A 25,447-nucleotide genomic window follows, 5' to 3' on the forward strand; every position below is an offset into this window, starting at 1 on the left:
CCCTGGTGCTATGGGGCTTGCAGTTCATCGAGTTGAACCCGCAGCATCTTCTCCAATTCCAGCATGAGCTGTTCCAGGGCCCTGATGCCGCTTTCGATCACGGCCCACTCCTCATTGCGAGAACAGGTTTGCTCCAAGGCTTCGCATTGCCCCGCCAGCGAATGGGCTTGAACGATGCGGGCGGCACCCTTGATCTTGTGGGCTTGCTCAATGATGTCCGAGGGGGGCGCGTGTCGATCCCGCAGTTCGATAAGGACCTTGCGGTCGTGAAGGCTGCTGCTCAGCAGCTCCTCCAGCAAGCGTCGACTCAACTGTGGATCACCGCCGGTCAGCGCTTCCAGGCATTCGAGGTCCAGCCGTTGGGGCACGGTTTCAGGGGCGATATGTGCCAGTTGGCGCTCTAATACGGTAAGGCTGATGGGTTTGAACAGGCAGTCATCCATGCCGGCTTGCACGCACCGTTGCCTTTCCTCCGGCTGGGCGTTGGCGGTAAAGCCCAGTACCACGCAGGGCACCAATTGTTCGCGTTGCTCATATTCACGGATTGAACGACTCAGTTCGTAGCCATTCATGATGGGCATGTTGCAGTCGGCAATTACCAGGTCGAAGTGCTCTTTACGCCAGGCCTGGAACCCTGCGGCTCCGTGCTCGGCAGCGATGAATTTATGCCCCAGGTAGCCCAATTGCTGGCACATCAGCAGTCGATTCGCCGGATGGTCGTCTACCACCAGTACGTTAAGCACCCGTGCGGTGGCCGGCGTTGGCGGCGTGTGTTCACCCACCGCCTGGATCGCTTGCAGGCGAGGCATGCTCAGGTTGACGTGCACCTGGGTGCCGACCATGGGCACGCTGCTCAGGCTCAATTGGCCGCCCATCATCGCGCACAGGCTGCGGCAGATCACCAGCCCCAGGCCCGCGCCACTGCGCGCCAGTTGCCCGGAGTTGTCTGCCTGGGCAAAGGGTTCGAACAGGCGCTGTTGGTCATCCCGGCTGATGCCGATGCCGGTGTCTTCCACCACCAGTTTCAGCTCGATCTGCTCCGGGGCCTGGGTAGGCTGCAGCTCGACCTTGATCTTGACCTGCCCTTGTTCGGTGAACTTGATCGCGTTGCTCACAAGGTTCGATAGCACCTGCTTGAAGCGCAGCGGGTCTATCAGCACCTCGATATCGTTCAGGTCGGGTTTGAACTCCAGTAGCAGGCTGAGGGTTTTCTGCCGTGCGAGACCGTCGAAGACGCGCACCACTGATTCAATTACCTCCCGCAGGTTGACGCGCTCCGGCGCCAGGCTGAGGCGGCCGGACTCGATACGCGCGATGTCGAGAATGTCACCGATCAGCTCCAGCAGGTCTCTGGCCGAGTTGTACGCCACCTCGATCGCCGGACGGTCAAGGTGTCCTTGGTCGGCGCGCTTGAGCGTCAGTTCGAGCATGCCGATCACAGCGTTCATCGGGGTACGAATCTCGTGGCTCATGGTAGCCAGGAACGTGCTCTTGGCGCGGTTGGCTTCGTCGGCGCGCTCCTTGGCAGCGCGTAGTTCATCGAATAGCTGGCGTCGGTCACTGATATCGATCCAGCCACCGATGATGCCCTGGACTTCACCCGTAGAGTCGCGGTAGGGAAGGATCCAGTGATAGATGGTCAGTTTCTTGTCGTGGATATGCAGGCTGCGATCGAGGATCAGCGGGTTACCCTCGGCCACCACACGCAGATAGTCAGCATGATACTGGGCTGCCTCCGACGCCAGCGCCATGGTCATCTGGGTCACGCTTTTGCCGATCACCTCTTCGCGCTTGACGTCGAACACCTGCAGGTAGCTGTCGTTACAGGTCTGCAACAACCCATTGCGGTCGCGCACGTAGATCGGATGGGGCGTCTCATTGACCAGTGCACGCATGAACTCGAACTGATCGTTGAGGGCACGTTCGGCCATTTTTCGATGCTTGATCTGGCGACGCATGTAGGCGTTCCAGGCTAGGGATATCAACAGCAACAGCCCGGTGCCGATGATGATTCGCGCGATCAGTTGATGGTAATTACGCCAGTAGCTGTCCGATGCGGCGGTGTAGCCACGCCAGCGACTGTTGATTACGCCCATTTCATCCGGGGCAATGCTGAGCAGCGCCTTGTCGAGTATCGAGCTCAATTCCGTGGCTTGGCGCGAGGTAGCAAGAGAGAAGGTCGCTGGGGTCGTGCCGATGCTGGCGCTTATTTGCAATCTATCCTGGAAGACCTGGGATGACAGGAAATAGTTGGCGATCACCAAGGTATTCACTGCCCCATCCACTTGTCCCTGTGCTAGCAGCTCCGATGCTCTGAACGTATCACTGGTTTCCACCAGTTGAACCTGCGGGAAGTCTTTGCTCAAGGTCGCGGCCAGTGGGTTGCCTCGGGTGATTGCCAGACGCTTTCCTGCCATCTGCTCCATGTTCGAGGGGGCACCTTGCTCTCTGCGTGTCAACAATACATAGGAGTTTTCCAGGTAGGGGCGGCTGAAATTAAGCTGCGAATCTCGTTCGTTGCTGGGCACGATGGCACCGATCATATCGACTTTCTGGGTCGCGACCTGATCGATCATCGCGCTGACATCGCGCCCGCGCTGCACCGAAAAACGCAGTCCGGTGCGCAAGCGAATCAACTCCAGCAAGTCGGCGGTGATGCCGCGAAAGTTGCCGTCTGCATCGAAGAACGTCAGGGGCGCGAAAGTTTCGTTGACGACCACGGTGACCACCGGATGCTCTTTGAGCCAGCGCTCTTCGCGCTGGGTCAGTTGCAGCTTCTTGTCGGTCAGCAGGATGTCGCTGCCGGCGCTCCAGCGCTTGGCAATACTGTCCCTTTCGTTGATGGGCACTGAGGCCAGGGCTGAATCGACAATGCTGAGGAGCATCCGGTTGTCCTGGCGCGTGGCAAAACTGAAACCATAAGCTTCATGTTTGCCGAAGTTGGCCATGCGAATGTTCTTGAGATAGCCCTTGTTGATCATGTAATGGGTGGAAATGGTGTCACCGAGAAACACATCCGCCTGGTCGAAGGCCACTGCATTCAAGGCATTCTGATAGGACGGGTAGGCGCGGATGCTCGCCTTGGGGTACAGCTTCTCCACCTCATTGAGCGGCAGGTAGTGATAGACAAGGCTCAGGCGCAGCCCATCGAGGCCTTCGCTGAGGCTGCGGGTTTCTCCCTCGCGCGTGACCAGCACCGGCTGGTCCACGGCATAGGGTTCGGAGAGGATAAGATTTGGCGTCGCAGCTTCAAACCCGTTTGAGGAGCCCAGCAGGTCAATTTCCCCGTCTTCCAGGGCGCGAATGGCCGCCGCTCGGGAGGGGTAGCGCATCACATTGATTGGCAGGGAGAGTGCCTTGGCCAGTAATCCTGCGTAGTCGGCGGTAAGGCCTTCGTAGTCATGGCCGCTGGAAGTGAGGTCGAAGGGCGGGTAATCAGGTGTGGATGTCCCCAGCGTGAGTTCACGTTTGTTCTGCAGCCACTGGCGCTGGGCCTTGTCAAAATGAGTGTCCAGTTGAACAGCTCCCGCACGACTCAAGAGGGTGAAACGTTCCGGGCTGGTTTGGTGCTCCGCCAGCACGGTAGTGCTGAAGTACAAACCGGCACTTAATATAATCAGATAGTCCTTTATACGCCTGGGCATCCGCTTTCTCACACTAGCGCGTTTCGTTTTGCCATCTCGATGAGTTCTACCAAGGATTTGGCTTTGAGTTTCTGCATGAGTCTCTTTTTATAAGTACTGACCGTCTTGTTGCTTAAAAACATACCTTTGGCAATTTCCTTGTTAGTGCGACCTTGCGCAAAAAGTTGCAGGACCATCAACTCTCGGTCATTAACTGACTTGAACAGTTCCAGCTCCTGGACATCCATGCCTTCGGCTCCGGGGCCACTCAATGCCTGGCTGGGGAAGTAGTTGTAGCCGGACAGGACAGCGCGAATGGCGCTCAGCAATTCGCTCAGGTCACCCTCCTTGCACACATAGCCTTCGGCGCCCGAGCGCATGCACCGCGTAGCAAATAGCGTTGGGCACTGGGCCGTGAGCACCAGGGTCTTCATGGAGGTGTTCATGGCATTGAATCGGCAGAGCACCTCGAGACCGTCGAGTTTCGGGATGCTGATATCCAGAATCACCAAGTCTGGAAGGCACTCACGGACCATTTGTATGGCATCGCACCCGTTGTCTGTTTCGCCGACGACCTTGTAACCTTCGTGCTCCAGCAACATTCGAATAGCAAGCCGGATAACGGGGTGGTCATCGATAATAAAAACTGAGTTCATAATCACATTCCATGCAGGTGCAAATAAAGCGGGCACATTAGCTCAGAAGATAAGGGCACGGCATGAAGCGCACGAGCAGTAGATGCAAAACAGGAAAGTTCCTACAATTAAAAAGGTATACGCCTACAAGTTGATGGGTAGTCGTGACAGAGCATGTGAGCGTTTCAAACGCAATCGTGGCATGGTGATAGGCTTGAGTTTTTACGGCGGGCTTCGTAGCGTATTTCGTCGAAGAAGATGTTTAAAGTCCTACGTAGGGGGGGGTAAAAGTTAAGCCGATTAACTTTTCAAGTTCGTCCTTGTTCAACGGTTTTGATAAATAGCCAAGAAGCGGAAGACTTCGTTGCGAGGCTTGTTTTGTCAGGCTCATCAGTTCTGGCGTGGGTAACCCGCTTAACAGAATAGCGCTGGTAATGAAGCGCCGACGGCTGGCGATTTCCACTAGTTCAAGTCCGGGCAGGTCGGGCAGGCATTGGTCGCACAACATCAGGTCAAAGGGATGTTCGGACTGGCTCATTGTGCGTATGGCCTGCTCTGCGTTTTCCACCGCAGTCAGTTGATCGAAGCCGAAGCTGTTGAGCAGGCATTGGGTGGCCAGAAGTTGAAACGGGTGATCCTCCACCAAAAGAATACGAAGAGAGTATCTGGGCATAGAAAGCACACAGTGAGGCAAGCGTCGATGGGGGCAGTAGAATTGCTCGGTCGGTTGGGAACGCGTGATTATTCTTCGGATGCTTGTACGAATTCGATCAGTCCGCTCTGTTCCCATCGTAGGGCAATTCGTTTCAGGGAACAGGCGGTCGGATGCAAGCGTTACTGAGGGCTGGAACGCCCAGTCATTTCCCGTGCCATTTCGGTGGCGTAGCTGTCGGTCATACCGGCAATGAAGTCGATCATTCGCAGGAACGAGGCGTGCAGTGGCCAGGCGGGGTCCGGCGCGCTGTTGCCCAGCAAATCGAGAATGCGCCGACTCTTGAACGACGGTGTTCGCCCGCCATGTTGTTCAAGGGCCGCGCCGCAGAACGCGTTCAGCAGGATTTCCAAGGTGGTGTAAGCGCCGATTTCATGCAATGTCTTGCGCTTGTCCTGGAAAATTTTCTTGCGCGCCATGTCTTTGGCATCCAGCACGCAGCGCTTTGCCGGGCCGTGCATATGCTCCACCAGGTCTCCCTGCAGCGTGCCGGCCAGCAGGGCGTCCTGCTGTTCGACAAACGCCTGCGCAGCCGCATTGGTCAGGTGCTCGATGGCTTTGCCACGCAGGATCGCCAGCTTGCGTCGGCGAGAGTCCAATGGGCCCAGCTGGCGATAGGTTTGTGGCAGGTCATCACCGACCAGGTCGAGCAACAACGACTCCACTTCGCTGTACTGCAGAAGCTCCATTTCCAGGCCATCTTCCAGGTCGATCAACGCGTAGCAGATGTCGTCGGCTGCCTCCATCAGGTAGACGAGCGGGTGACGCGCCCACCGTTGTTCCTCTAACTGGGGCAAGCCAAGCTTGTGGGCGATCTGCTCAAGAATTGGCAACTCGCTCTGGTAACAGCCGAACTTGTGTTTCTTGTAGCCCAGCGAGTCGGCGTGACGGGCAGTCCAGGGGTATTTGAGGTACGTGCCCAAGGTGGCGTAGGTCAGCCGCGTGCCGCCGTCGAACTGGTGGTATTCAAGTTGGGTGAGTACCCGAAAGCCCTGGGCATTGCCTTCGAAGTTAAGGAAGTCATTGCGTTCGGCGCTGCTCATGCCATCCAGCCAACCTCGCCCGGCGGCCTGTTGGAACCAGTGGCGAATGGCGTCTTCGCCGGAATGCCCGAATGGCGGGTTGCCGATGTCATGGGCCAGGCAGGCCGATTGCACCACCATGCCCAGGTCGCTGGGGTCGCACCAGTCGGGCAGGGCGCTGCGCAGGGTTTCGCCCACGCGCATGCCGAGTGAGCGCCCCACGCAGCTGACTTCCAGGGAGTGGGTCAAGCGTGTGTGGATATGGTCGTTGCTCGAAACCGGATGCACTTGGGTCTTGCGTCCCAGGCGCCGGAATGCGCCGGAGAAAATAATGCGGTCGTGATCTTTGTGGAAGGGGCTGCGGCCCAGTTCTTCAGGGCTGTGCAGGGGTTTTCCAAGACGTTCGCGGGTTAGCAGGGTGGGCCAATCCAAGGCGCAGGCTCTCCGTAGTGTGAATGACAGTTCCAGCTTCCCGGTTCGGCCTTCAAGGGCAGGCGAATCCAGCGGTCGGCCGCGTCGGTATCAATTAACAGGCAGCGCAAAAAACCGCAATGACCAGCAGGTGTCTGGTCATTGCGGTCATCGGCTAACGAGGGTCAGCTTTTGCGCGAAGAGCCTTGCATGGCCAACTTGATCAGGGGGATCAAGCCGGCACCCAGCCGCACCAGGCGCGTGATGCTGCTGATACTGCCGCCCTTGGCGCCCTTGCCGGTAAAGAAGCCCATCAGCGTAACCGCCGCCACACCCCACAACGGCGCGTGCTTGATGCCCAGGCTGTCCTGCCAGTTGTGGCGCATGTTGCGCATTTTGTGCAGGGGCGCCATGAGTTGTTGGGACTCATGACGGATTTCCTGGCGGTGCATTTCCATGCGCAGGCGAATCAAGGCTTTGCGCATTTCCCGGCGAGAAGTATTTTGCGGGATTTCAGTCATGCTCATGGCAGCAGGCGCTCCCGGTCATTGGCCAGTTCTTCGAGCGTGGCGTGGAAGGGCGTGGACTCATCGAATACCGCCGCCTTCAAGCGCACACCGCAGAACGCAGCGGCCAGGCTGTAGAACACGCAGAGGCAGATGATGCCGGTCAGGCGATAGCCCGTGTCCCACACCAGGATCATCACCAGCGTCGACAACCCCACCAGCAACAGCAGGGCAAACACCAATGCCAGGCCGGCAAATAGCAAAAGGCTGACGGTACGGGCCTTTTGCTCTTGTAATTCAATGCCGAACAACTCGACATGACTGTGCAGCAAGCCCAGCACAGCTGCGCCCAGGCGTCGGGAAGTTGAACCGCTTGCTGAGGAATGTGCGCTCGTGGATGAGCTGGATTCGCCGATAGACATGGTTAGCGCCTTGTAGCCAATAGACCGATCAAAAAGCCTACGCCGGCAGCAATGCCGACTGACTGCCATGGGTTGGCTTGCACGTAGTCTTCGGTGGCGGTGATTGCCGCCTGGCCGCGCTCGCGCAATGAGTCTTCGGTCAGTTGCAGGGTCTCGCGGGCCTTGAGCAGGCTCTCGTGGATCTTGGTGCGCAACTCGTCAGCCTGGTCACCGGCCAGCACGGCAGTGTCGTCCAGCAGCTTTTCGGTATCGCTGACCAGGGTTTGAAAATCCTCCATCAGTATCTCTTGAGCAGTCTTTGCTGTTTTACCGGCCATGGTTATCTCCGTGGGTAGCTGATCTGTACGTGTGGTTTCGAGTCGCGGCGTTCGCTGAAGGTTCATTGCAATTGTGTGGTACAGCTTTTGCTTTGCCTTGGTGCGCAGGCCTTGGAGCCTGCGCTGAATCCGGGCGGTCGAGGTGAAAACCTTGGAAAACCTTACCCTAAATCGCTTAATTTCGCGGAAAAACCCTTTCGGCAACGGCCTGTTGTGTTGATCGCTGCGCTAAAGCGGTTCACGCCCTCTGAAGAAAGGCGGAGCCGGCGGTGCCAATTTAGTGCGCTAAACCCTGGCTTGAACCGCTTTGGTGCTTTTTGCCTTGATGCAGGCCTGCCAACCTCCATGGAAAACTTGCAAAGCGCGGTGGACACCCTCGTCCACAGCTCCAATACCTTGTTCATTCTGATTGGCGCGGTCATGGTGCTGGCCATGCACGCCGGCTTTGCCTTCCTTGAAGTTGGCACGGTACGGCAGAAGAACCAAGTCAACGCCTTGTCGAAAATCCTCAGTGATTTCGCGATTTCAACGCTGGCCTATTTCTTTATAGGCTATTGGATCTCCTACGGTGTGAGCTTCCTGCAACCGGCCGCGGTGATCAGCGCCGATCATGGCTACGGCCTGGTGAAGTTTTTCTTCCTGCTGACGTTTGCCGCGGCGATTCCGGCAATTATTTCCGGCGGGATTGCCGAGCGTGCGAAGTTTGCCCCGCAGCTGTGTGCCACCGCGCTGATCGTGGCGTTTATCTACCCGTTCTTCGAAGGCCTGGTATGGAACGGCAACCTTGGCCTGCAAGCATGGCTGCTCGCAACCTTTGGCGCCAGCTTCCACGACTTTGCCGGTTCCGTGGTGGTTCACGCCATGGGCGGCTGGCTGGCGCTGGCGGCGGTGTTGCTGCTGGGCCCGCGCAATGGGCGTTATCGTGAAGGGCGCCTGGTAGCGTTTGCGCCGTCGAGCATTCCTTTCCTGGCGCTGGGCTCGTGGATTCTGATCGTGGGCTGGTTCGGCTTTAACGTGATGAGCGCGCAAACCCTCAATGGCGTCAGTGGTCTGGTGGCCGTCAATTCGCTGATGGCCATGGTCGGCGGCACCGTGGCTGCCCTGGTAATTGGCCGTAATGATCCCGGTTTTCTGCACAACGGTCCGTTGGCCGGGTTGGTGGCAATCTGCGCCGGTTCCGACCTGATGCATCCGGTGGGCGCGCTGGTCACGGGCGTGGTCGCTGGCGGCTTGTTCGTGTGGTGCTTTATCGCTGCCCAGGTGCGCTGGAAGATCGACGACGTGCTGGGCGTGTGGCCGTTGCATGGCTTGTGTGGCGTGTGGGGCGGCATTGCCTGCGGCATCTTCGGGCAGGCTGCCCTGGGTGGACTGGGCGGCGTGAGCCTGATCAGCCAGTTGATCGGCACCGGGCTGGGCGTGGCGGTAGCATTTGGCGGCGGCTTGCTGGTGTACGGCGTGATCAAGCGCGTGCAAGGGCTGCGCTTGAGCCAGGAACAGGAGTATTACGGTGCGGACCTGTCGATCCACAAGATCGGCGCGGTCAGTCAGGACTGATCGGCGCGTCTTCGTCAGTGTGTGGCGGTGGGTAGAAACCGTGCAGCAGGCGATAGTGGTTGCGCCGTACTTCATTCACTCGCGCCTGCACCTGTTGGTCCGGCAGGCCCAGCAGGATCAGGGCGTGGGAGGCGAGCATCAGGCTCGACTCCAGCAACTCGGGCACCACCTCGCTGGCGCCCGCGGCCTTGAGTTCAGCCAACTGGCTGTCATCGCGTGTGCGCACCAGGATCGGCACGTCTGGGTTGATCTGCCGCGCCTCCTTGAGCACCACCAGGGCGACATCGCTGTTGTCCACCGCGATCACCGCCAACCGCGCCCGTTCCAGGCCGACGGCGCTGAGCAATGCACCACGGCGGCAGTCGCCGTAATGCACACTGCTGTCCTCGGTGGCGGCTTCCTGCACCCGTTCGGGGTCATCATCCAGGGCGATAAAAGCCTGTTGTTCGCGGCGCATAAAGCGCCCGATGGACTGGCCTACCCGGCCATACCCGCAAATCACCACGTGTCCGTGCAATTGAGCGTTGAGCGCGGTGATGTGTTCCAGTTGCACTTGCTGGTTGGGCTTGCGATGCAGGCGCAGCGCGATGGCCGGTGCCGCACGTAACAGCAGCGGTGTCAGCAGCATCGAGCAGAAGGTGGCAGCCAGTAGCAGGCCGTTGAACTCATCGGGAATCAACCGGCTCTGCTGCATCTGCGCCATCAGCGCAAAACAAAACTCGCCGCCCTGGGCCAGCGCCAGACCGCTGCGCCAGGCTGTTTCGGTGTCACTGTTACGCCACTTGACCAGCGCCGCGACGACGCTGCCTTTGACCAGCATCAGCGTGAGCGTCAGGCCGAGGATCAACAGGCTGTGGCTGACGAACAACTGCAGATCGATGAGCATGCCGATGCTTACAAAAAACAGCCCCAGCAGGATGTCGCGAAACGGGCGGATATCGGCTTCGATCTGGTGTCGGTAATGACTTTCCCCCAGCAGCATGCCGGCCAGGAATGCACCGAGGGCAGGGGACAGGCCCAGCAGGTGGGTGAGCCAGGCGGTGAGCAAGACAATCACCAGCGCCAGCAGCACAAACAGTTCCGCCGAATGAGACGCGGCGACTTCACGGAACAGGCGCGGCAGCAACCAGCGGCTGGCGAACAACAGGCCCACGAACAGCACCACGGTCTTGCCCAAGGTCAGCGGCAGCGCCCAGTACCAGGCTTGGTCGCTGCTGCCGGCAAATACCGGTACCAATGTCAGCAGCAACACCGCTACGACATCCTGGAACAGCAACACGCCGATCGCATTCTGCCCATGACTGCTGAAGACCTCACCCAGGCTGGTCAACTCCTTGCTGACAATGGCGGTGGACGATAACGCCAGCCCTGCGCCCAGTAACAACGCGACGCCAGGTGCGAGGCCAAAGCTCATCAATAACGCGCCCAGCAATGCCCCGCACCCCAGCACTTGCAGGCTGCCCAGGCCAAATACCACGCTGCGCAGCGCCAACATTCTCGACAGGGAAAACTCAAGCCCCAGGGAAAACAGCAGGAACACCACACCCATCTCGGCCAGGTCCGGCAGGTCTTCGTTGTCATTGACCCAGTCCAGCGCGGTGGGGCCCACTGCCAGGCCTACGCACAGGTAGCCCAGCACGGGCGGCAGCTGCAGCCGGCGAAACAGTGCAATCACCACCAGGGACGAGGCCAGAATAATCAGCAGGTTGGCGAACACAGGCATCTCCGTTGCGGGGCGAGCGGCAAAAAGCCGCAAGAATCGCTGAATCAGTTATAGGCCATGGTGATCTGGATCAGGCTTTTTGCACCGTAGGAGCGAGCTTGCTCGCGAAAAACGTCAACGATAACGCGGGGTTCCTGAGTGAACACGGCGCGCGGGAGTTTTTCGCGAGCAAGCTCGCTCCTACAGGGGCTTGTTGGGATTAGAATGGATGTTCGTTTCTTGTTCGAGTCCTTTCATCATGCTTCCTGAATGCCAGCTGTTCGGCACCCTGGGTTGCCATCTGTGTGAGATTGCCGAAGCCGAAGTCATGCCGCTCGTCGAGCACGGGTTGTTGGTGGAGTTGGTGGATATCGCCGATCCGGAGGACCTGACAGACGTCTACGGCCTGCGGATTCCGGTGCTTCGCCGCACGGACACCGGGGCGGAACTGGACTGGCCGTTCGACACCGCGCAGGTGGTTACCTTCCTGCGTTGAGATTTATGCGATGGCGGCTTTCCAAATATTAAGTTACTGTATATTCGTACAGCGATTGAATAGAGGGAACGCCCGTGGTGAATGTTGAACAACTTAAAAGCAGCGTCAATCGCATGTCCGCCGATGTGGTGCGTGACGCGGTGAACGAACTGCGCCTCGATGGCCTGGTCACGGAAGGCAAGACGCCGTTTAACAAAGTGCATTTCAACACCTGCTTCGCGGAAATCGAGGCGCTGTTCCAGCGCGCCGGTTATCACAAGCAGCTGGATGTGGTGGGTTATCAGGGCTTGCTCTACGCGTTGTATGACCCGGGTCGTTGGGAAGCGGTGGACGTGCTGCGCTGGCTCAAGGAATTCACCGAGGCGGCAAGCGCCTCGCCGGTGCTGCGAGCTCAACTGGCCAAGGCCTGAGATAGGCCCTAGGCAATCGCGCGCCATGGGCGATAATGCCCGCCTGTTTTCCAGGCTTTGAGCGTCGGCATGTCCACTTCCATTTTTTCCCCCTCCCAGCACCAAGCCAGCACCCTGTACTTGCCGCCGGGCTCCTGGGTGACGGTGCTCGATTGCCTGTGCGCACACTTTCCGGCCATCGGCCGCGAACAATGGTTGGACCGCATTGCCCGCGGCCGGGTGCTGGATGTCAATGGCAGCCCGATCAGCCTGGGCCTGGGCTACAAGGAAGGCTTGTGCATCTATTACTTTCGCGAAGTGCCCAACGAGAAAGTGATTCCGGTGCTGGAAAACATCCTGTACGCGGATGAGCACCTGGTGGTGGCGGACAAACCGCATTTCCTGCCAGTGACACCCGCTGGCGAGTACGTCGAGCACACCTTGTTGCGACGCTTGATCCGGCGCCTGGACAATCCCGCCCTGGTGCCCCTGCATCGCATCGACCGACATACGGCGGGGTTGGTGCTGTTCTCCGCCAACCCGCACAGCCGTTCGGCCTATCAGCAATTGTTTCCCACGCGACGTATCGACAAATTCTATGAAGCCATCGCTCCGGCCTTGCCGCACCTCAGCTTCCCGTTGGTGCACAAAAGCCGTTTGGTGGATGGCGAACCTTTCTTTCGCATGCAGGAAGGGCCGGGTGCCAGCAACACCGAGACGGCGGTAGAGGTGCGCGAGAAAAACGCTGATCTATGGCGCTACGGCCTGTTCCCGGTGACCGGCAAGAAGCACCAGCTGCGCGTGCATATGACGGCGCTCGGGGCGAGCATCTGTAATGACCCGTTCTACCCCGAAGTGATCAAGGATGCCGAGGACGATTACGCCAAGCCACTCAAGCTACTGGCCCAGGGCGTGCGCTTTATCGACCCGGTAAGCGGTGAACAACGCAGCTTTCGCAGCCAGATCACCCTGGACTGGTAAACCCCAGGAACAACAAGGCCCGCGCGAGGCGGGCCTTGTGTGCAAGCGCTGAGGCTTACAGGTCTTTAACGGTGCGAACCTGATCTTTATTGATACGGGTGTGCTTGCCGTCCAGTTGTTCGAATTCGTAGAAGCCCGAATCTTCATCGTACTTCGGGGTGTCGACGGCCTGGATTTCGCGACCGTCATTCAGGGTGATCACTGTTGGCGAAGCGCAACCGGCGAGGGTGGCGAGGCCCAGTGCAAGCATGAGAGCGGCGATGGTCCGTTGAGTCATGAGTTTGTCTCCGAGAGAATACTTTTAAATTGCTGACCTTGTGACGTACGGGACGCCGGCAAAGTTCCTTGTGCAGGGTTCATTCTGACATGCCAGCCCCGGGGTGCAACAGCTCGGGCGTATTAAGATTGGCCAGGCGCGGGTCATCGGCCGGACATTCCAGCGCCACGGCACCCAGTTGCAGCCACAGCTTGCGCGGGCTGCGCTCCCCCGCTTGCCACGCCTGTTCCACCTGGTTTTTCAGGCGAGTGGGGATGACGCACAGCAAGGGTTCCCAGAAGTCACCCTGGCGCACCATCACCGGTAGCTGCCGATTGCGTCGTGCGGTCGCACGCAGGTCGGCGAGCAGTCGCGCATCGATCTGCGGCACATCGCAAGGCAATATCAGCAGATGCTCATGGCGTGCGGCGAAGAGTCCTGCACGGATACCTGCCAGCGGGCCGGGGAAGCCCGGGTTGTCATCGCTCACCTGTTGGTCGGCATAGAGCGCGTAGCGTTCATGGTTGCGGTTGCACGAGATGATCAGGTCATCGGTGAGCGGCCGGGCCAACTGGTGCAGGTGGGCGATCAAGGGCTGGCCTTGCCATTCCAGCAGCCCTTTGTCCTGCCCGCCCATGCGTTGGCCGCGACCACCGGCCAGCAACAGGATCGAACACGGCAGGGAAGAAAATTCAAACGTCATGGTGGTTGCGCTGCGGCAGGGAAACAGGGGCCTGTGATATAACATCGGGCTGTTCCTTCGACAACCGGACCGTGCCATGAAAGCCAAGGCCGATGCGCCCTTTGTACCCCTGAATATTGCTGTATTGACGGTCAGCGACACCCGCACCTTGGAGACCGACACCTCCGGCCAGGTCTTCGTCGATCGTCTTGCCGCCGCCGGCCACCGCCTGGCCGAGCGCGTGCTGCTCAAGGACGACCTTTACAAGATTCGCGCCCAGGTGGCCCACTGGATCGCCGAAGACGTGGTGCAGGTGGTGCTGATTACCGGCGGCACCGGCTTCACCGGTCGCGACAGTACCCCTGAAGCGGTGAGCTGCCTGCTCGACAAGCAGGTCGATGGTTTTGGCGAGCTGTTCCGCCAGATCTCCGTGGCCGATATCGGCACCTCCACCGTGCAATCGCGCGCCTTGGCGGGGTTGGCCAATGGCACTCTTGTGTGCTGCCTGCCAGGGTCCACCAATGCCGTGCGCACCGGTTGGGACGGCATCCTCGCCGAGCAGTTGGATAACCGTCACCGCCCATGCAACTTCGTTCCGCATCTGAAGCTGGCCGAACCTTGTGAATCCCGTGGATAAGCCCGGCAAGACCGGCGCCCTGATGCCGGTGGAAGCAGCCCTGCAGCGTTTGCTCGACATGGCCGCCGCCGCGCCGATCCGCGAGCAGGAAGTACTGCCTCTGGCTGAGTGTGATGGCCGGGTATTGGCCCTGGACCTGATCTCCACACTCGACCTGCCACCGTGGCCCAACAGTGCCATGGACGGCTACGCCGTGCGCCTGGCGGACTGGACCGGCGAGCCCTTGGTGGTGAGCCAGCGGATTTTCGCCGGCACTGCCCCTGAACCCTTGGCGGCCGGCACCTGTGCACGCATCTTTACCGGCGCGCCGGTGCCCCAAGGCGCTGACTGCGTGCAGATGCAGGAAAACGCCGTGGTGCATACCGACCAGCGCGTGAGTTTCACCGAGCCATTGCAGATGGGCGACAACATCCGGCCTCAGGGCCAAGAGACCACGGTCGGTGAGACCGTACTCAGTGCCGGCACCCGCCTGGGCCCTATCGAACTCGGTTTGGCCGCGTCTCTTGGACGTGATCGACTCGAGGTGGTGCGGCGCGTACGCGTGGCCGTGTTGTCGACCGGCGACGAACTGATCGAGCCAGGGTTGCCGCTCGGCCCTGGGCAGATCTACAACAGCAACCGCCGCGTGCTGTGCAGTTGGCTGGTGCGCATGGGCTGCGAAGTGATCGATGCCGGGATCCTTCCGGATGACCTGGAACAGACCCGCGCGCGCCTGGCGGGGCTGGGCAGCGTAGACCTGATCCTCTCGACCGGCGGTGTGTCGGTGGGCGAAGCGGACTTCCTCGGCATTGCCTTGCGGGAAGAGGGTGAGCTGGCGCTGTGGAAGCTGGCGATCAAACCGGGCAAGCCGCTGACCTTCGGGCATTTTCGTGGCGTGCCGGTGATCGGCCTGCCGGGAAACCCGGCCTCGACCCTGGTGACTTTTGCGCTGCTGGCGCGCCCGTATCTGCTGCGCCGTCAAGGGGTGCAGGAGGTGCAGCCGCTGCGCTTCGAAGTGCCGGCAGGGTTCGTCTGGCCCAAGCCCGGCAACCGCCGCGAGTACCTGCGCGGGCGGATCGAACAGGGCAAGGCGATCATCTACCGCAACCAAAGCTCCGGGGTGCTGCGCAGTGCGGCGTGGGCTGAAGGCTTTGTGGAGGTGCTGGAAGGGACCACGCTGGCCATCGGCGACCGGGTCAACTTCATTCCTTTGAGCGAAGTCCTTAACTGACCGCGCGCTAAAAATGTGGGAGCTGGTTGGCCTGCGATAGCCATAGGTATTTACACAACCTCTGAACGACGCAAAACCTGTGGCGAGGGAGCTCGCTCCCGTGACGACCGACCAGCCGACGCTTATTTACCTGCCGCCCCGCGCTCCCACATTTGGATCGTGGTGCGTCAGGGAGATTTGCGTCGGTTGGTAGGCCGTCACGGGAGCAAGCTCCCTCGCCACAGATCCAGCGTCGCGCCGAAGTTGTGTAGGTACCGATGGCTATCGCAGCCAAGCCGGCTCCCACATTTGGATGTGTATGTGCCCTATGAGCAATCAGTAATCGTCACCCTGCTCAGTGACATCCCGCTCCACCGGCCCCGCCTCCGGGTCGTAGCCGGCCGGGAACTTGCCCTTCAACGTCCAGGCAAACGCAATGATCTCGGCAATCGTGCGGTACAACTCTTCCGGAATGCTGTCCCCCAGTTCCATGCGCGCCAGCAGCTTCACCAACTCGGCGTTTTCATAGATCGGTACTTCATTCTCCCGTGCCAGCTTGAGGATGGCTTCGGCCAGGGCATCATCGCCTTTGGCTGTCAGGGTAGGGGCCTGTTGGCCGTCGTACTTGAGGGCGATGGCCTGGCGGGGCGGGTCGGCGTTTTTCATGCGGTTTCGTCCACCCAGCGTTGCTCCAGTCCGGTTTTTGGCCCGCGTGGCGGGGTGCCCAGATGGCAATCCAGGTCGCCGACGTTGAGCCCGGATGAGACCAGGCGCTCACGCAGGCTGCCCAAGTGGCTTTCGATCAGGCTGGCCGTGAAAGGGCGGCTGGCCCATAGCTGGCTGGACAGTTTGCCCTGGGACAGCTGCGCCTGAACTTGCAACGGCCCCAGCGGCTCCATGTCAAAGGCCAGTTCGACGCGCCAAAGCATTTGTTTCGGGTCTTTTTTATCCTTGCGCTCGGGCTGGTCCTTGTCTGGCGCGGGCTCCTCGCGTTGGAACTTGACCTGCAACGGCACGATGTCTTGCAGGGTGCGCATGGGAATCTCCAACTGCCAGGTCGTTTGCAGGCGTCCGTCGGCGGTGGTGCCGGTCTGTTCCAGGCTCGACAGTTGATGGCTCTGCAAGCGCGAGATCGCCCCAGCGGCCAGGCGTAGCAGGTTTTCCAGGTCGCCTTCACCTTCCAGTTTTGCCATCAGTCTTTCGGGCAGCGGGAAGCCGGCGGGTATCTGCCGGGCGCCGACCTGGCCGAGGGTGTTCAGCGGGCTGCGCACAAATTGCGGCAACACCTGGGCCAGGGTATTGGCGGCGAGGATCGCATTCAGGTTGGTGCTGGCGGGCAGGGCGGGCAGCAGGTCTGCGACCAGGCGTAACAGCGCGCCTTTCATGTCCAACGGTGGCATTTGCGGGTTCTGGCCGGCGAGCAGTTTGGCTTCCAGAAAGGCGCCGCTGTTCTGCACCACCTGGGCCAGCACCTTGGGATTGCTGACCTGTGCCAGATCGGGCAAGGCCGCCAACAATCGCTCGGCGGCGGCCCGCAGTTCGGCCGATGTGCTGTCGCCACGGGGCAGGTTTTGCAAGGCGGTGAACACCGCATCCAGCGAGCCTTGGCGACTTTGCTGAGTGGCAAGTTGCTGCGTCACGGCCAGTTGGTCCTTCAGGCCGCTTAGCGGTACGAAGTTCAGGGTCTGCGCGTTCTGCACCACAGCACTGAGCAAGCTGCCCACCCTCAGCGGCTGAGGGCTTTCCAGGGTCAGGGTGGCACCGGCCAGGGCGTTATTGAGCACACTCACCAGCGAGCGATAGATCGCCGGTTGCGCCGTGCCCTGGGGCAGCATCTGCGTGGTCAGCACCTTGGCTTGCAACAACGTACCCACCGGCATCTGGTGGGTGTCGAGGCGAGTGAGAGCGGCCACGTTGGCACTCATGGCTTGCTGCAAGGTAAGGGCCAGGTTGCCCGCAGGCGTCTGGCTCACCGCCACATTGCTGCCTAGAGGCAAGGGCTGGGCACTGCTGGCCTGCACCAGCGCCTGGCGACCGCCTTCGAGGGTCAGTTTGAGCAGTAACTGAAAGGCCTCGCCGCCTTGTTTAAGCGCGATGACCTCAGCGTTCACGGTTTTCCCCGGGTCGATCAACCCGGCCTGCGGCTCCAGCAGTTTGAGCAATGCGCCGGCCCCAGGCAGCGGAGTGGGCCCGGGTGCGGAGGTTGGCGGCAGTGGAGGAAGGTTGATCTCGCCGGTCATCGTGCGCATCGTCTCTGGGGAAATTGCCCTCTTTAGAGTAGGGCATCGCATGTATAATGCCGCCCGTCTGCAAAGAGAGCGGTAAAAACCTCACAACTATTTGATCCAGCTCTCTAAAATCGGTCGCCAAAGCCGTTATTGTGCATCTCTCTATAACGGCCGCTGCACCGCCGACTTGAACCGTAAAGGCCCGCGATCTTTTGACCAGCCCTCTTCTTGAAGCCGTAGCGCTTGCCTGTGAACGCGACCTGCGCCTGCTGTTCGAGCAACTCGACCTGCGGCTGACGGGTGGGGACATGGTGCAAATCAGTGGCCCCAATGGCAGCGGCAAGACCAGCCTGCTGCGCCTGCTGGCCGGGCTGATGCAGCCGACGGCCGGCGTGGTGCATCTCAACGGCAAGCCCTTGAACGAACAGCGTAGCGAGCTGGCGCGCAACCTGATCTGGATCGGCCACGCCGCCGGCATCAAAGACGTACTCACTGCTGAAGAAAACCTCAGTTGGCTCAGCGCCCTGCATCATCCTGCTTCCCGTGACGCCATCTGGCAGGCCCTGGCCGCGGTGGGCCTCAAGGGCTTTGAGGACGTTCCCTGCCACACCCTGTCCGCCGGCCAGCAGCGCCGCGTGGCCTTGGCCCGCTTGTACTTGCCCGGCCCGCCGTTGTGGATTCTCGACGAACCTTTCACCGCCCTCGACAAACAAGGCGTGGCTCAACTCGAAGCACACCTGGCCCAGCACTGCGAGCAAGGCGGCCTGGTGGTGCTCACCACCCACCACACCTTGGCGCGCATGCCCGCTGGCTACCGTGAGTTGGACCTGGGGCGGTGGTCACTATGAGTGTGTTCGCCCTGTTGGTCGCCCGCGAAGCCCGGCTGTTGTGCCGTCGCCCCGCCGAACTGGCCAACCCGCTGGTGTTCTTTGCCATCGTGATCGCGCTGTTCCCGCTGGCGGTTGGCCCGGAGACTAAACTGTTGCAAACCTTGTCCCCAGGACTGGTGTGGGTCGCCGCGCTTTTATCGGTTCTGCTCTCGCTGGACGGGCTGTTTCGCAGTGATTTCGAAGACGGTTCCCTGGAGCAGTGGGTCCTTTCGTCGCACCCGTTGCCACTTCTGGTACTGGCCAAGGTGCTGGCACACTGGGTTTTTTCCGGCTTGGCGCTAGTCTTGCTCTCGCCACTGCTTGCCATGATGCTTGGGTTGCCCGTTGAATGCCTGCCGGTGCTGCTCCTGTCTTTGTTACTCGGCACGCCGGTGCTCAGCCTGTTGGGGGCGGTGGGCGCAGCGTTGACGGTCGGCTTGAAGCGTGGCGGGCTGTTGCTGGCCCTGTTGATTCTGCCTTTGTATATCCCGGTGTTGATCCTGGGCAGTGGCGCGTTGCAAGCCGCGCTCATGGGTATGCCGGCGACCGGTTACCTCTTGTGGCTGGGTAGCCTGACCGCCCTGGCGGTAACCCTGACACCTTTTGCTATAGCCGCCGGCCTGAAAATCAGCGTCGGTGAATAATGAGGTCTGACCCGGCGTCAATGACGCTGAGTCAGTAAAGACCCTGAGCTTTTCGCCACGACGAAAAGCACCGTGATGGAAACAGCAATGAACTGGACCTGGTTTCACAAGCTCGGCTCGCCCAAATGGTTTTATGGCATCAGTGGCAAGCTGCTGCCGTGGTTGAGTATCGCCGCCATCCTGCTGATCGGCACTGGCCTGGTCTGGGGCCTGGCCTTTGCGCCGCCGGACTATCAGCAAGGCAACAGCTTTCGCATCATCTATATCCACGTACCTGCGGCGATGCTGGCCCAGTCCTGCTATGTGATGCTGGCGGTGTGTGGCATCGTCGGCCTGGTATGGAAGATGAAGCTGGCCGACGTGGCCCTGCAATGCGCCGCGCCGATCGGTGCATGGATGACCGCCGTGGCACTGGTGACCGGTGCGATCTGGGGCAAACCGACCTGGGGCTCGTGGTGGGTGTGGGATGCGCGCCTGACCTCGATGCTGATCCTGCTGTTCCTGTATTTCGGCCTGATTGCGCTGGGCAACGCCATCAGCAACCGTGACAGCGCCGCCAAGGCTTGCGCGGTGCTGGCGATTGTCGGCGTGATCAACATCCCGATCATCAAGTACTCGGTGGAGTGGTGGAACACCCTGCACCAGGGCGCCACCTTCACCCTCACCGAAAAACCGGCGATGCCCGTGGAGATGTGGGCGCCGTTGCTGTTGATGGTGCTGGGCTTCTACTGTTTCTTCGGCGCCGTATTGCTGCTGCGCATGCGCCTTGAAGTGCTCAAGCGTGAAGCCCGTACCAGTTGGGTGAAAGTCGAAGTGCAAAATTGCCTGGGAGCACGTGGATGAGTTTTGCTTCTTTCAGCGATTTTCTCGCCATGGGCCACCACGCCCTGTATGTCTGGACGGCCTATGGCATCTGCCTGGCGGTGCTGGCCCTCAACGTCGCCGCGCCGATCCTGGCCCGCAAGCGTTACCTGCAACAAGAGGCGCGACGTCTGCGCCGGGAGACCGAAAAGTGAATCCGCTGCGTAGAAAGCGTCTATTGATCATCCTTGCCATCCTGGCCGGCGTCGGCATTGCCGTGACCCTGGCCCTGAGCGCCCTGCAGCAGAACATCAACCTGTTCTACACGCCCACCCAGATCGCCAATGGCGAGGCACCGGTCGATACGCGCATCCGCGCTGGCGGCATGGTAGAGCAGGGCTCGTTGAAGCGTTCCGGCGATTCGTTGGACGTGACCTTCGTCGTCACCGATTTCAACAAGGCCGTGACCATCACCTATCGCGGCATCCTCCCGGACCTGTTCCGGGAAGGCCAGGGCATTGTCGCCCTGGGCAAGCTCAACGCCGATGGCGTGGTAGTGGCTGACGAAGTGCTGGCCAAGCACGATGAAAAATACATGCCGCCCGAGGTCACCAAAGCCTTGAAAGACAGCGGCCAAACCGCTCCCGCCACCCCAGTCAAGGAGGGCTGAGCCATGACGTTCGCACTGTTTATTCCGGAGCTGGGCCAGTTGGCGATGATCCTCGCGCTGTGCTTTGCCGTGGTCCAGGCCGTGGTGCCCTTGCTCGGTGCCTGGCGCGGCGACCGCCTGTGGATGAGCCTGGCGCAGCCGGCCGCCTGGGGCCAGTTTGCCTTCTTGCTGTTCGCCTTTGGGTGCCTGACCTACGCCTTCATGACCGACGATTTTTCGGTCGCCTACGTTGCCAACAACTCCAACAGCGCTTTGCCCTGGTACTACAAGTTCAGCGCCGTGTGGGGTGCCCACGAAGGTTCATTGCTGTTGTGGGCCTTGATCCTCGGCGGCTGGACCTTCGCCGTCTCGGTGTTCTCGCGCCAATTGCCGCAAGTGATGCTGGCGCGGGTGCTGGCGGTGATGGGCATGATCAGCATCGGCTTCCTGCTGTTCCTGATCATGACCTCCAACCCGTTCACCCGCATCCTGCCGCAGATCCCGGTGGACGGTCACGACCTCAACCCGTTGCTGCAGGATATCGGCCTGATCGTGCACCCGCCGATGCTCTACATGGGTTATGTGGGGTTCTCCGTGGCCTTCGCGTTTGCCATCGCCGCCTTGCTCGGCGGTCGTCTCGACGCCGCCTGGGCGCGCTGGTCACGGCCATGGACCATCGTTGCCTGGGCCTTCCTCGGTATCGGTATCACCCTGGGCTCATGGTGGGCCTACTACGAACTCGGCTGGGGCGGCTGGTGGTTCTGGGACCCAGTGGAAAACGCCTCCTTCATGCCGTGGCTGGTGGGTACCGCGCTGATTCACTCCCTGGCCGTCACCGAAAAACGTGGCGTGTTCAAGAGCTGGACGGTACTGCTCGCCATCGCGGCGTTTTCCCTCAGCCTGCTCGGCACTTTCCTGGTGCGCTCGGGCGTGCTGACCTCGGTGCATGCGTTTGCCTCAGACCCTGAGCGCGGCGTGTTCATCCTGATCTTCCTGCTGTTTGTCGTCGGCGGCTCGCTCACCTTGTTTGCCCTGCGCGCGCCGGTGGTCAAGAGCCAGGTCGGTTTCAACCTGTGGTCGCGGGAAACCCTGTTGTTGGGCAACAACCTGGTGCTGGTGGTAGCCGCGTCGATGATCCTGCTCGGCACCCTCTACCCGCTGGTGCTGGACGCCTTGAGCGGCGCCAAGCTGTCCGTGGGGCCGCCGTACTTCAATGCGTTGTTCATCCCGCTGATGGGCCTGTTGATGGTGGTGATGGCGGTCGGCGTGCTGGTGCGCTGGAAAGACACCCCGGTGAAATGGCTGGCGGGCATGCTGATGCCGGTGCTGCTCGGCAGCGTGGCCCTGGCGGTGATCGCCGGGTTTGCCTACGGCGACTTCAATTGGGCGGTACTCGCGACGTTCCTGCTGGCAGCCTGGGTGTTGCTCGCGGGGGCGCGGGACATCGTCGACAAAACGCGCCACAAGGGTTTGCTCAAGGGCCTGCCCACCCTGACCCGCAGCTATTGGGGCATGCAGATCGCCCACATTGGTATCGCGGTGTGCGCCCTTGGGGTAGTGCTGTCCAGCCAGAACAGCGCCGAGCGCGACCTGCGCCTGGCGCCGGGCGAGTCCATGGACCTGGCCGGTTACCACTTCATCTTCGAAGGTGCCAAGCACTTCGAAGGGCCGAACTTCACCTCCGACAAAGGCACGGTGCGCGTAGTGCGCAATGGCAAGGAAATCGCCGTGCTGCACCCGGAGAAACGCCTGTACACCGTGCAGAGTTCGATGATGACCGAGGCTGGCATCGACGCCGGTTTCACCCGTGACCTGTATGTGGCCCTCGGTGAACCCTTGGGCGACGGGGCCTGGGCCGTGCGCGTGCATGTCAAACCCTTCGTGCGCTGGATCTGGTTCGGCGGTTTGCTCACCGGGTTCGGCGGGTTGCTCGCAGCGCTGGACCGGCGCTATCGGGTCAAGGTCAAGAGCCGGGTGCGTGAAGCGCTTGGCCTTTCGGGAGCTGCGGTATGAAGCGTTGGTTGATGGTTGTGCCGCTGGCGTTGTTCCTGCTGGTGGCGGTGTTCCTGTATCGCGGGTTGTACCTGGACCCTGCCGAGCTGCCTTCGGCGATGATTGGCAAGCCGTTCCCCGCCTTCAACCTGCCAACGGTGCAGGGTGACAAGACCCTGACCCAGGCAGACTTGCAGGGCAAGCCGGCGCTGGTCAACGTGTGGGCCACCTGGTGCATCTCTTGCCGCGTCGAACACCCGGTGTTGAACAAGCTGGCCGAGAAGGGTGTGGTGATCTACGGCATCAACTACAAGGACGACAATGCGTCGGCCTTGAAGTGGTTGGCGAAATTTCATAACCCGTACCAGCTGGATATCCGCGACGAAGACGGCAACCTGGGATTGAACCTGGGTGTGTACGGCGCGCCGGAAACTTTCTTCATCGACGCCAAAGGTGTGATCCGCGACAAGTACGTCGGCGTGATCGACGAAACGGTGTGGCGTGAGCAACTGGCCGCCAAGTACCAGGCCCTGGTCGATGAGGCCAAGCCATGAAGCGTTGGTTGACCGCTGCCGTTTTAGCCCTGGGCCTGGCCGGCGTGGCCCACGCCGCCATCGACACCTATGAATTCGCCAACGACGCGCAGCGTGAGCGTTTCCGCGACCTGACCAAGGAACTGCGCTGCCCCAAATGCCAGAATCAGGACATCGCCGACTCCAACGCCCCGATCGCCACCGACCTGCGCAGAGAGATTTTCCGCATGCTGGGGGAGGGCAAGGACGACCAGCAGATCATCGACTTCATGGTCGACCGCTACGGTGATTTCGTACGCTACAAACCGGCACTCACCGGCAAGACCGCGCTGCTGTGGTTTGGCCCGGCCGGGCTGTTGCTGGCCGGCGTGGTGGTAATGGCCGTGATCGTGCGTCGGCGCCGTGTCGCACCGATTGATGGCGCCGATGCGCTGTCCCCTGAAGAGCGTAAACGCCTCGACCAATTGCTGGACACCAAGACTGATGATTGATTTCTGGCTCGCAGCCGGTTTGCTGCTACTGATTGCCCTGAGTTTCCTGTTGATCCCTGTGTTGCGTGGCCGTCGTGCCCAGCGTGAAGAGGATCGCACCGCGTTGAACGTGGCGCTGTACCAGGAACGCGTCGCCGAGCTGCAAGCGCAGCAGGACGAAGGTGTGTTGAATACCGCGCAGCTCGACACCGGCCGCGCCGAAGCGGCCCGTGAGTTGCTGGCCGACACTGAAGGTGTGGAAAAGCCCCGCGAATCGCGGTTAGGCAAACCGCTGCCGTTTTTGGCGGCGTTTCTGGTGCCTGTGCTGGGCGTTGCGCTGTACCTGCATTATGGCGCGAGCGACAAGGTTGAACTGACCCGTGAGTTTTCCCAACCGCCGGTGTCCATGGCCGACATGACCCGCCGCCTGGAACGCGCCGCCGCTGCACAACCGGATTCGGCAGAAGGTTTGTACTTCCTTGGGCGCGCCTATATGGCCCAAGACCGTGCCGGCGATGCCGCCAAAGTCTTTGAACGTACGGTTGCGTTGGCCGGGCGCCAACCGGAACTGCTCGGGCAATGGGCCCAGGCGCAGTACTTTGCTGACAACAAACAATGGTCGCCTCAGGTTCAGGCGCTGACCGACGAAGCCTTGAAGCTCGATCCCAAGGAAGTCACCAGTCTTGGCCTGTTGGGTATCGCTGCCTTTGAGGGCCAGCGTTATCAGGAAGCCATCGACTACTGGAACCGCCTGCTCGCGCAACTGCCGCCAGAAGACAATTCCCGTGTCGCCCTGCAAGGCGGGATTGATCGCGCGGCAGAGAAGCTCAAGGAGAGCGGTGGCAGCGTCGCCCAGGCGCCCAAGGCGCTACTGACCGTGCGGGTGGACTTATCTGCCGAAGTGAAGGCCAACGTCCTGCCAGGCGACAGCGTGTTCATCTTTGCCCGCGCCGTAAACGGCCCCCCGGCGCCCTTGGCTGCCAAGCGTGTGACCGTCGACGCATTGCCGGTCACCGTCGAACTGGGCGATGCCGACGCGATGATGCCGCAGTTGAAACTGTCCAACTTCCCCGAAGTCCAACTGGTTGCGCGCATATCCCGGGCCGGCCAACCGACCACTGGCGAATGGATCGGCCGCAGCCAACCGTTGGCCAGCAGCACCACTGCGTTGCAGCAACTGACCATCGACACTCCGGACCAGTAATTCTGAGGACACACCCATGACCGCATTTGCACGCATCACCTTGCTCAGCCTGGTACTCGGCCTGAGCGCCTGTGCGGTCCACCGCCCACCTCCGGCGCCGACCGGCCCGACTATTCCACCGTCTGGCCCCTCGACCCAGCCGAACACCAAGCCCAGCACCAAACCTTCCGGCCCGGTGACGCCACCGGCCAAACCCCTGCCAAGCAAGTCGCCGACCTTTGCCCCACCGCCGGGCGCCGCCAGCCACTGGGACGGCAAGATGCAGGTGTACGTGCTCGACGATCAGCCTGACACCTTCTACCGCCAGCGCACTTACTACCGTTGGAGCAACGGCTGGAGCCGCTCCATCAGCCCCAACGGGCCATGGGAAGAGACCAACGTGCAAGGCGTGCCGCCGGGGTTGAGCAAGCAGTACGCGCAATGACAAAAGGCGGCCTGAGGGTTAATGCCAGTCAGTTAAGACAGAATCGGTAACTGTGGCGAGGGAGCTTGCTCCCGCTGGGGCGCGAAGCGGCCCCAAAAA

General features: G+C 60.8%; 28 protein-coding genes. 16 read left to right on the top strand and 12 right to left on the bottom strand.

Translation table 11 applies throughout. The features are described 5' to 3' along the window. Positions 1 to 8: 8 nt before the first annotated feature. The 7 genes from ACTJLA_RS15910 to ACTJLA_RS15940 form a co-directional block, all read right to left on the bottom strand. Positions 9 to 3,644 (bottom strand): transporter substrate-binding domain-containing protein, encoded by a 3,636-nt coding sequence (locus ACTJLA_RS15910; protein WP_440841577.1) that lies wholly within the window; start codon positions 3,642 to 3,644, stop codon positions 9 to 11. Positions 3,645 to 3,652: 8 nt separating this feature from the next. Beyond that, positions 3,653 to 4,279 carry a response regulator transcription factor gene (locus ACTJLA_RS15915; RefSeq protein WP_034127160.1) on the bottom strand — a complete coding sequence of 209 codons (627 nt, stop codon included), beginning with the start codon at positions 4,277 to 4,279 and terminating at the stop codon, positions 3,653 to 3,655. A 241-nt stretch (positions 4,280 to 4,520) separates the two neighbouring features. Continuing rightward, positions 4,521 to 4,931, bottom strand: a complete 411-nt coding sequence (locus tag ACTJLA_RS15920) for a response regulator (protein ID WP_314548431.1) — start codon at positions 4,929 to 4,931, stop codon at positions 4,521 to 4,523. A 161-nt stretch (positions 4,932 to 5,092) separates the two neighbouring features. Further along, positions 5,093 to 6,424 carry a deoxyguanosinetriphosphate triphosphohydrolase gene (locus ACTJLA_RS15925; RefSeq protein ID WP_314548434.1) on the bottom strand — a complete coding sequence of 444 codons (1,332 nt, stop codon included), beginning with the start codon at positions 6,422 to 6,424 and terminating at the stop codon, positions 5,093 to 5,095. A gap of 164 nt (positions 6,425 to 6,588) precedes the next feature. Beyond that, a complete protein-coding gene (locus ACTJLA_RS15930; protein ID WP_034127163.1) occupies positions 6,589 to 6,930 on the bottom strand; it encodes a hypothetical protein in 342 nt (113 codons plus the stop codon). Beyond that, positions 6,927 to 7,331 carry a phage holin family protein gene (locus ACTJLA_RS15935; RefSeq protein WP_005786473.1) on the bottom strand — a complete coding sequence of 135 codons (405 nt, stop codon included), beginning with the start codon at positions 7,329 to 7,331 and terminating at the stop codon, positions 6,927 to 6,929. The genes ACTJLA_RS15930 and ACTJLA_RS15935 overlap by 4 nt, the downstream gene beginning before the upstream one ends. A gap of 2 nt (positions 7,332 to 7,333) precedes the next feature. Beyond that, positions 7,334 to 7,648: a DUF883 family protein gene (locus ACTJLA_RS15940; RefSeq protein WP_003189926.1), complete on the bottom strand. Its 315-nt coding sequence runs from the start codon at positions 7,646 to 7,648 to the stop codon at positions 7,334 to 7,336. A 345-nt stretch (positions 7,649 to 7,993) separates the two neighbouring features. Between ACTJLA_RS15940 and ACTJLA_RS15945 the strand changes: the two genes are divergently transcribed. Continuing rightward, a complete protein-coding gene (locus ACTJLA_RS15945; RefSeq protein WP_034127164.1) occupies positions 7,994 to 9,202 on the top strand; it encodes an ammonium transporter in 1,209 nt (402 codons plus the stop codon). On the opposite strand, the gene ACTJLA_RS15950 is transcribed toward ACTJLA_RS15945, so the two are convergent. Continuing rightward, positions 9,189 to 10,925: a cation:proton antiporter gene (locus ACTJLA_RS15950; RefSeq protein WP_034127165.1), complete on the bottom strand. Its 1,737-nt coding sequence runs from the start codon at positions 10,923 to 10,925 to the stop codon at positions 9,189 to 9,191. The two genes, ACTJLA_RS15945 and ACTJLA_RS15950, sit on opposite strands and share 14 nt — an antisense overlap. 238 nt (positions 10,926 to 11,163) lie before the next feature. On the opposite strand from ACTJLA_RS15950, the gene ACTJLA_RS15955 reads away from it, so the two are divergent. The 3 genes from ACTJLA_RS15955 to ACTJLA_RS15965 all read left to right on the top strand — a co-directional run bounded on the left by ACTJLA_RS15955 (position 11,164) and on the right by ACTJLA_RS15965 (position 12,770). Next, the gene (locus ACTJLA_RS15955; RefSeq protein ID WP_034127166.1) at positions 11,164 to 11,400 is read left to right on the top strand and encodes a glutaredoxin family protein; all 237 of its coding nucleotides are present in this window, start codon (positions 11,164 to 11,166) and stop codon (positions 11,398 to 11,400) included. 74 nt (positions 11,401 to 11,474) lie between these two features. Then, complete coding sequence (locus ACTJLA_RS15960) at positions 11,475 to 11,810, top strand: hypothetical protein (RefSeq protein ID WP_003189932.1); 336 nt, start codon at positions 11,475 to 11,477, stop codon at positions 11,808 to 11,810. A 69-nt stretch (positions 11,811 to 11,879) separates the two neighbouring features. Then, positions 11,880 to 12,770, top strand: coding sequence for a pseudouridine synthase (locus ACTJLA_RS15965; protein ID WP_054897890.1), 891 nt, complete (start codon positions 11,880 to 11,882; stop codon positions 12,768 to 12,770). Between the two features lie 55 nt (positions 12,771 to 12,825). Here the strand turns inward: ACTJLA_RS15965 and ACTJLA_RS15970 are convergent, their stop codons facing one another. Further along, positions 12,826 to 13,047: a YgdI/YgdR family lipoprotein gene (locus tag ACTJLA_RS15970; RefSeq protein WP_003189935.1), complete on the bottom strand. Its 222-nt coding sequence runs from the start codon at positions 13,045 to 13,047 to the stop codon at positions 12,826 to 12,828. Between the two features lie 79 nt (positions 13,048 to 13,126). Continuing rightward, entirely contained in the window at positions 13,127 to 13,729 is a 603-nt protein-coding gene (mobA, locus tag ACTJLA_RS15975) for a molybdenum cofactor guanylyltransferase MobA (RefSeq protein ID WP_057976736.1), read from the bottom strand. A 76-nt stretch (positions 13,730 to 13,805) separates the two neighbouring features. Here mobA and moaB point away from each other — a divergent pair, with 76 nt between their 5' ends. After that, on the top strand, positions 13,806 to 14,345 hold the full coding sequence (gene moaB / locus ACTJLA_RS15980) for a molybdenum cofactor biosynthesis protein B (protein ID WP_034127168.1): 540 nt from the start codon (positions 13,806 to 13,808) through the stop codon (positions 14,343 to 14,345). After that, complete coding sequence (locus ACTJLA_RS15985; RefSeq protein WP_057976687.1) at positions 14,329 to 15,555, top strand: molybdopterin molybdotransferase MoeA; 1,227 nt, start codon at positions 14,329 to 14,331, stop codon at positions 15,553 to 15,555. Before moaB ends, ACTJLA_RS15985 begins: the two co-directional genes overlap by 17 nt. Positions 15,556 to 15,870: 315 nt before the next feature. On the opposite strand, the gene ACTJLA_RS15990 is transcribed toward ACTJLA_RS15985, so the two are convergent. After that, positions 15,871 to 16,200, bottom strand: coding sequence for an EscU/YscU/HrcU family type III secretion system export apparatus switch protein (locus tag ACTJLA_RS15990; RefSeq protein ID WP_034127170.1), 330 nt, complete (start codon positions 16,198 to 16,200; stop codon positions 15,871 to 15,873). Further along, a complete protein-coding gene (fliK, locus tag ACTJLA_RS15995) occupies positions 16,197 to 17,774 on the bottom strand; it encodes a flagellar hook-length control protein FliK (protein ID WP_181124383.1) in 1,578 nt (525 codons plus the stop codon). The genes ACTJLA_RS15990 and fliK overlap by 4 nt, the downstream gene beginning before the upstream one ends. 200 nt (positions 17,775 to 17,974) lie before the next feature. On the opposite strand from fliK, the gene ccmA reads away from it, so the two are divergent. From ccmA to ACTJLA_RS16045, 10 genes are all read left to right on the top strand, one after another. Continuing rightward, positions 17,975 to 18,610, top strand: a complete 636-nt coding sequence (gene ccmA / locus ACTJLA_RS16000) for a cytochrome c biogenesis heme-transporting ATPase CcmA (protein WP_198716757.1) — start codon at positions 17,975 to 17,977, stop codon at positions 18,608 to 18,610. Then, positions 18,607 to 19,275 (top strand): heme exporter protein CcmB, encoded by a 669-nt coding sequence (ccmB, locus tag ACTJLA_RS16005; protein WP_014717701.1) that lies wholly within the window; start codon positions 18,607 to 18,609, stop codon positions 19,273 to 19,275. Before ccmA ends, ccmB begins: the two co-directional genes overlap by 4 nt. Positions 19,276 to 19,362: 87 nt before the next feature. Continuing rightward, entirely contained in the window at positions 19,363 to 20,118 is a 756-nt protein-coding gene (locus ACTJLA_RS16010) for a heme ABC transporter permease (protein WP_096142955.1), read from the top strand. After that, the gene (ccmD, locus tag ACTJLA_RS16015; RefSeq protein ID WP_034127174.1) at positions 20,115 to 20,291 is read left to right on the top strand and encodes a heme exporter protein CcmD; all 177 of its coding nucleotides are present in this window, start codon (positions 20,115 to 20,117) and stop codon (positions 20,289 to 20,291) included. The genes ACTJLA_RS16010 and ccmD overlap by 4 nt, the downstream gene beginning before the upstream one ends. Continuing rightward, on the top strand, positions 20,288 to 20,746 hold the full coding sequence (gene ccmE, locus ACTJLA_RS16020; protein ID WP_014717703.1) for a cytochrome c maturation protein CcmE: 459 nt from the start codon (positions 20,288 to 20,290) through the stop codon (positions 20,744 to 20,746). The genes ccmD and ccmE overlap by 4 nt, the downstream gene beginning before the upstream one ends. A gap of 3 nt (positions 20,747 to 20,749) precedes the next feature. Continuing rightward, a complete protein-coding gene (locus tag ACTJLA_RS16025) occupies positions 20,750 to 22,738 on the top strand; it encodes a heme lyase CcmF/NrfE family subunit (protein ID WP_057976693.1) in 1,989 nt (662 codons plus the stop codon). Further along, the gene (locus tag ACTJLA_RS16030) at positions 22,735 to 23,271 is read left to right on the top strand and encodes a DsbE family thiol:disulfide interchange protein (protein ID WP_440841586.1); all 537 of its coding nucleotides are present in this window, start codon (positions 22,735 to 22,737) and stop codon (positions 23,269 to 23,271) included. Before ACTJLA_RS16025 ends, ACTJLA_RS16030 begins: the two co-directional genes overlap by 4 nt. Further along, on the top strand, positions 23,268 to 23,741 hold the full coding sequence (locus ACTJLA_RS16035) for a cytochrome c-type biogenesis protein (protein ID WP_020301388.1): 474 nt from the start codon (positions 23,268 to 23,270) through the stop codon (positions 23,739 to 23,741). The genes ACTJLA_RS16030 and ACTJLA_RS16035 overlap by 4 nt, the downstream gene beginning before the upstream one ends. Continuing rightward, positions 23,734 to 24,924: a c-type cytochrome biogenesis protein CcmI gene (gene ccmI, locus ACTJLA_RS16040; RefSeq protein ID WP_054920117.1), complete on the top strand. Its 1,191-nt coding sequence runs from the start codon at positions 23,734 to 23,736 to the stop codon at positions 24,922 to 24,924. The genes ACTJLA_RS16035 and ccmI overlap by 8 nt, the downstream gene beginning before the upstream one ends. 16 nt (positions 24,925 to 24,940) lie before the next feature. Next, the gene (locus ACTJLA_RS16045; RefSeq protein WP_034127179.1) at positions 24,941 to 25,348 is read left to right on the top strand and encodes a lipoprotein; all 408 of its coding nucleotides are present in this window, start codon (positions 24,941 to 24,943) and stop codon (positions 25,346 to 25,348) included. The last annotated feature ends 99 nt before the right edge of the window (positions 25,349 to 25,447 follow it).

It is taken from the genome of Pseudomonas sp. 22072 (assembly GCF_052046095.1).
GTDB classification, from domain to species: domain Bacteria; phylum Pseudomonadota; class Gammaproteobacteria; order Pseudomonadales; family Pseudomonadaceae; genus Aquipseudomonas; species Aquipseudomonas paracarnis.

Bases quoted from the DNA above. Each gene is read 5' to 3' on its own strand.
- ACTJLA_RS15950 (WP_034127165.1), bottom strand. From the start codon at position 10,925: ATGCCTGTGTTCGCCAACCTGCTGATTATTCTGGCCTCGTCCCTGGTG.
- ACTJLA_RS15945 (WP_034127164.1), top strand. From the start codon at position 7,994: ATGGAAAACTTGCAAAGCGCGGTGGACACCCTCGTCCACAGCTCCAAT.
- ACTJLA_RS16010 (WP_096142955.1), top strand. From the start codon at position 19,363: ATGAACTGGACCTGGTTTCACAAGCTCGGCTCGCCCAAATGGTTTTAT.
- moaB (WP_034127168.1), top strand. From the start codon at position 13,806: ATGAAAGCCAAGGCCGATGCGCCCTTTGTACCCCTGAATATTGCTGTA.
- ACTJLA_RS15955 (WP_034127166.1), top strand. From the start codon at position 11,164: ATGCTTCCTGAATGCCAGCTGTTCGGCACCCTGGGTTGCCATCTGTGT.
- ACTJLA_RS15920 (WP_314548431.1), bottom strand. From the start codon at position 4,931: ATGCCCAGATACTCTCTTCGTATTCTTTTGGTGGAGGATCACCCGTTT.
- ccmI (WP_054920117.1), top strand. From the start codon at position 23,734: ATGATTGATTTCTGGCTCGCAGCCGGTTTGCTGCTACTGATTGCCCTG.
- mobA (WP_057976736.1), bottom strand. From the start codon at position 13,729: ATGACGTTTGAATTTTCTTCCCTGCCGTGTTCGATCCTGTTGCTGGCC.
- ACTJLA_RS15935 (WP_005786473.1), bottom strand. From the start codon at position 7,331: ATGTCTATCGGCGAATCCAGCTCATCCACGAGCGCACATTCCTCAGCA.
- ACTJLA_RS15930 (WP_034127163.1), bottom strand. From the start codon at position 6,930: ATGAGCATGACTGAAATCCCGCAAAATACTTCTCGCCGGGAAATGCGC.
- ACTJLA_RS15915 (WP_034127160.1), bottom strand. From the start codon at position 4,279: ATGAACTCAGTTTTTATTATCGATGACCACCCCGTTATCCGGCTTGCT.
- fliK (WP_181124383.1), bottom strand. From the start codon at position 17,774: ATGACCGGCGAGATCAACCTTCCTCCACTGCCGCCAACCTCCGCACCC.
- ACTJLA_RS16030 (WP_440841586.1), top strand. From the start codon at position 22,735: ATGAAGCGTTGGTTGATGGTTGTGCCGCTGGCGTTGTTCCTGCTGGTG.
- ACTJLA_RS15940 (WP_003189926.1), bottom strand. From the start codon at position 7,648: ATGGCCGGTAAAACAGCAAAGACTGCTCAAGAGATACTGATGGAGGAT.
- ACTJLA_RS15990 (WP_034127170.1), bottom strand. From the start codon at position 16,200: ATGAAAAACGCCGACCCGCCCCGCCAGGCCATCGCCCTCAAGTACGAC.
- ACTJLA_RS16045 (WP_034127179.1), top strand. From the start codon at position 24,941: ATGACCGCATTTGCACGCATCACCTTGCTCAGCCTGGTACTCGGCCTG.
- ccmB (WP_014717701.1), top strand. From the start codon at position 18,607: ATGAGTGTGTTCGCCCTGTTGGTCGCCCGCGAAGCCCGGCTGTTGTGC.
- ACTJLA_RS15910 (WP_440841577.1), bottom strand. From the start codon at position 3,644: ATGCCCAGGCGTATAAAGGACTATCTGATTATATTAAGTGCCGGTTTG.
- ACTJLA_RS15965 (WP_054897890.1), top strand. From the start codon at position 11,880: ATGTCCACTTCCATTTTTTCCCCCTCCCAGCACCAAGCCAGCACCCTG.
- ACTJLA_RS16035 (WP_020301388.1), top strand. From the start codon at position 23,268: ATGAAGCGTTGGTTGACCGCTGCCGTTTTAGCCCTGGGCCTGGCCGGC.
- ccmD (WP_034127174.1), top strand. From the start codon at position 20,115: ATGAGTTTTGCTTCTTTCAGCGATTTTCTCGCCATGGGCCACCACGCC.
- ACTJLA_RS16025 (WP_057976693.1), top strand. From the start codon at position 20,750: ATGACGTTCGCACTGTTTATTCCGGAGCTGGGCCAGTTGGCGATGATC.
- ACTJLA_RS15970 (WP_003189935.1), bottom strand. From the start codon at position 13,047: ATGACTCAACGGACCATCGCCGCTCTCATGCTTGCACTGGGCCTCGCC.